3 protein-coding genes and 1 pseudogene are annotated in these 4,444 nt (G+C 71.5%); all 4 read left to right on the forward strand.

The annotated features are described in order from the left end of the window. A pseudogene (locus WQ56_RS17330) lies at nt 1-370 on the forward strand (ATP-dependent DNA helicase RecG); the annotation flags it as partial. A gap of 182 nt (nt 371-552) precedes the next feature. After that, the gene (locus WQ56_RS17335) at nt 553-1,212 is read left to right on the forward strand and encodes a LuxR C-terminal-related transcriptional regulator (RefSeq protein ID WP_047138391.1); all 660 of its coding nucleotides are present in this window, start codon (nt 553-555) and stop codon (nt 1,210-1,212) included. A 79-nt stretch (nt 1,213-1,291) separates the two neighbouring features. Next, nucleotides 1,292-1,486, forward strand: a complete 195-nt coding sequence (locus tag WQ56_RS17340) for a hypothetical protein (RefSeq protein WP_047138392.1) — start codon at nt 1,292-1,294, stop codon at nt 1,484-1,486. A gap of 28 nt (nt 1,487-1,514) precedes the next feature. Beyond that, on the forward strand, nt 1,515-4,444 hold a 2,930-nt coding region (locus WQ56_RS17345; RefSeq protein WP_047138393.1), incomplete at its 3' end, for an ESPR-type extended signal peptide-containing protein.

Below are 4,444 nucleotides of genomic sequence, written 5' to 3' on the forward strand. Positions count from 1 at the left end.
GCGCCTGGGCCTGGCGCAGTTGCACCAGTTGCGCGGCCGGGTCGGGCGAGGCAGCGCCGCGTCGAGCTGCGTGCTGCTCTACCAGCCGCCGCTGTCGCGCACCGCGCGCGAGCGCCTCGACACGATGCGCGCGACCGGCGACGGCTTCGTCATCGCCGAAAAGGATCTCGAGCTCCGCGGGCCGGGCGAACTGCTGGGCACGCGGCAGACGGGCCTGGCCGAGTTCCGGCTGGCCGACCTGGCGCGCGATGCCGATCTGCTGCCGACCGTGCATCGTCTCGGCGAGGCGCTGCTGCGGACCGATCCGCAATGCGCCGACCGGCTCGTCGCGCGCTGGATCGGCGGCGCCGCCCGCTACGCCGCCGCCTGATTTTCGAGACGTCCTGAAGGGCCGATTCGCGACCGAAGCATCGGGTTGTCGATCATCGGTCGGCGTTTGCACGGAGTCAGCTGGATGAATGCGTCGGCCTTCATGCGCCGAAGACTGCGGGGCCCGATACGGTCGCCATGCAGCGCGGGGTATGGCGCTGCGCATGGGCAGGGGGCTAGGGAATGGCGCTGTCGACAGGAACGATCCGGGTCTACACCGCGGACGAACGCCCGATCGTGCTGGCCGGGATGCGGGCGGTGCTGCAGGTGCCCGACTCGGGCATCCACGTGACCGGCGAGGCGACGAACGTACACGCCCTGCTGTGGATGCTGCAGACGCGGATCGATTGCCAGGTGGTAGTCACCGACTTCACGATGCAGGGCGCCGACGAACGCGCCGGCGACGGCCTGCGCATGCTCGCGCAGCTGCGCTCGCGGTTTCCGGGCGTCGGTGTCGTCGTCTTCACCGAGGTGCGCAACCCGCCGTTGCTGCGCGCGATGCTGGAGCTGGGCGTGCACGCGATCGTCGACCAGTCGGGCGCCGTGGCCGAACTGCCCGCGGCGATCCGCTGCGCCTCCGGGGGCAGACGCTACGTGAGCCGTGCGGTCCAGCGCGTGCTCGACGCGGCGACCGGCATCGGTCGGACCGCGCGCCTGTCACGGCAGGAGGCGGAGGTCGTGCGGCTGTTCGCGAACGGCAAGACGGTCAGCGAGATCGCGCTGTCGTTCTCGCGCAGCGTCAAGACCGTCAGCAGGCAGAAGAGCGATGCGATGCGCAAGCTCGGCCTCGACAACCACAGCCAGCTCTACGCCTACGCGCTCTCGGCCGGGCTGGCGCGCTGACGCCAGGCGTCGACCGGACCGCGCGCGGCGCCGCATCCGCGCTCCTGCGGCGTCGTCGAGAGCGACGACAGCGCTTCGCATGATCCGCGTCTCCAGGATGCCCCGGCCGCTGCGGGGGCCGGTCTTCGTCGTGCGCCGGCCGCAGGTGCGCGTCGTCTGGTACGGCATCCAGGCCATGCGCTATCCGGCCGCGGCGCGAGCGGCGCGGCCGCCGCCTGCGACGATTTTTGAGAATCGTCTGATTCCCAGGGTCCGCGCGCCGCTGTTCCCTTGAGCCTTCACGAAGAACGAGGGGAAGCGGGATGAACAGGGTCTTCTGCAGGATCTGGAACCGCGCGCTCGGCGCCTATGTCGTCGCGTCCGAACTGGCCGACCGGCGCGTCCGCGACGGGCGCCGGCTGCGGGCGACGGTGCTGGCCATCGCGTGCGTGCCGGCCATGGCGACCGCGGCCGCGCAGGAGCGCGCGACCGCGTCGGCATCGGCGGATCCGGAGCGGATCGCCGAGCTCGTCGAGCGCCACCTCGACGAGAACGAGCGCGTGCTGGCGGGCGGGACGCTGCCGGCCTGGTCGAGCGGTGCATTCGCGGGCCAGTCGCGCGCGATCGCCGGCGGCGTCGCGCCGATGGGCGTGATCGATCCGGGTGGGCTCACCGGCGGCACGCTGCCGGGCCTGGTGCAGCACCTGACGAATTTCCTGCTTCCGATCTCGAACGAGTACCGGGCCTGCGGCCTGCTCGGCAACGGCACCCTGCTGCCCGACGAGTGCCTGTCGATCGCCCGCGAGAACTTCAGCTACGCATTCCAGTCCGTCTCGCTGCTCGGGACCGACCTGCTGGTGATTCCCGACGTGCTCGACCTCAACGGCAACCGCCCGGCCGACCACACGACGATCATCGGCCGCGGCAGCTCCGGCAGCTACATCAACGTGCCGATCGGCAACTACGCCGGCCAGAACAACGATCCGGACTGCGAGCTGGTCCTCGGCATCGGCGTCTGCGTGCCCGGTGTGCTCGGCACCTACACCTGGGACACGCTGCCCGCGCAGGACTACCAGATCATCGTCGGCGACGGCGCCGCGGCGAACGGTTCCAACACCGTCGTGATGGGCACCAATGCCAGCCACACGCTGCCGGCCGTCTCGGCGACCGATCTCGGCTGGACCGGCGGTCCGGACGGCAACTACGCCGCACGCCTCGGCAATGCGGTCGTGATCGGCCACAACGCGACGGGCACCGCGGACCGGCAGACGATCCTCGGCGCGAACGCCAGGTCGATCCATGCCAACAGTGTTGCGCTGGGCGCCGATTCGGTCACCGTGCGCGGCGCACAGACCGGCTACGTGGCACCCGGGCTGACCGGGCTGCAGAGCTCGGCGGGCGAGGTGTCGATCGGCACCGCGACCGCCGCCCGGCAGCTGACCAACGTCGCGGCGGGCAGCGCGGCGACCGACGCGGTGAACGTCGCGCAACTGCAGGGTGCGATCGCCGACGTCGACGGTGTCGGCACGTTCGCGGTCCGCTACGACGATGACGGCACCGGTGCGCCCGACTTCGGGCGGATCACGCTGGCCGGCGCGGACGGCACCGCGATCGGCAACGTCGCCGCCGGCGTCGCGGCCGACGAGGCGGTCAACGTCGGTCAGCTGGCACCGGTGGTCGGTGCGCTCGGCGGCGGGGCGGCGATCGACCCGACGACCGGCGCGGTGACCGGGCCGGTCTACACGCTCGACGACGGCAGCGACACCGGCACGACCGCCGATTTCGGCGACGTCGGCTCGGCGCTCGACAACCTCGACGGGCGGACGGCGAGCAACACCACGACGATCAACAACCTGCTCGACGGCACCGAAGGCATCGTGCGCCAGGATCCGGGTACGCTGCTGGTGACGGTCGGCGGACAGACCGGCGGCGACCAGGTGAGTTTCGCGAACGTCGACGGCGATGCGCGTCGCCTGAGCGGTGTGGCCGACGGCGTCGAGGCGAACGATGCGGCGAACATCGGCCAGCTCACCGAGGTCGCCGATCTCGTCGACGACCTGGATGCGCTGGCGGTGCAGTACGACACCGACGCCGACGGCAACCCGAACTATGGCCGGGTCACCCTCGCGGGCGCGGGCGGCACCGCGATCGGCAATCTCGCCGCGGGCGAGGTCAGCGCGACGAGCACCGAGGCGGTCAACGGCGCGCAACTGTTCGGCGTGGCCGGCTCGGTCGCCGACCACCTGGGCGGCGGCGCGACGGTCAACGTCGACGGCACGATCTCCGCACCGACCTACGTGATCCGTGGCGGCAACTACAGCAACGTCGGCGATGCGTTCGACGCGGTGGACGGCGCGTTCGACGACCTGGTCGTGGATGTCGGCGACCTCGGGGCGACGGCGGTGCGCTACGACACCGATGCCGACGGCAATCCCGACTACAGCCGGGTCACGCTGGCGGGCGCGGACGGAACGGCGATCGGCAACATCGCCGCGGGCGTCGCGGCCGACGAGGCGGTCAACGTCGGCCAGCTGGCACCGGTGGTCGGCGCGCTCGGCGGCGGGGCAGCGATCGACCCGACGACCGGCGCGGTGACCGGGCCGGTCTACACGCTCGACGACGGCAGCGACACCGGCACGACCGCCGACTTCGGCGACGTCGGCTCGGCGCTCGACAACCTCGACGGGCGCACGGCGAGCAACACCACGACGATCAACAACCTGCTCGATGGCACCGAGGGCATCGTGCGCCAGGATCCGGGTACGTTGCTGGTGACGGTCGGCGGGCAGACCGGCGGCGATCAGGTGAGTTTCGCGAACGTCGGCGGCGATGCGCGTCGCCTGAGCGGTGTGGCCGACGGCGTCGAGGCGAACGATGCGGCGAACATCGGCCAGCTCACCGAGGTCGCCGATCTCGTCGACGACCTGGATGCGCTGGCGGTGCAATACGACACCGACGCCGACGGCAACCCAAACTATGGCCGGGTCACCCTCGCGGGCGCGGGCGGCACCGCGATCGGCAATCTCGCCGCGGGCGAGGTCAGCGCGACGAGCACCGAGGCGGTCAACGGCGCGCAACTGTTCGGCGTGGCCGGCTCGGTCGCCGACCACCTGGGCGGCGGCGCGACGGTCAACGTCGACGGCACGATCTCCGCACCGACCTACGTGATCCGAGGCGGCAACTACAGCAACGTCGGCGATGCGTTCGACGCGGTGGACGGCGCGTTCGACGACCTGGTCGTGGATGTCGGCGA

This window comes from Luteimonas sp. FCS-9 (assembly GCF_001014645.1).
GTDB lineage: Bacteria > Pseudomonadota > Gammaproteobacteria > Xanthomonadales > Xanthomonadaceae > Luteimonas.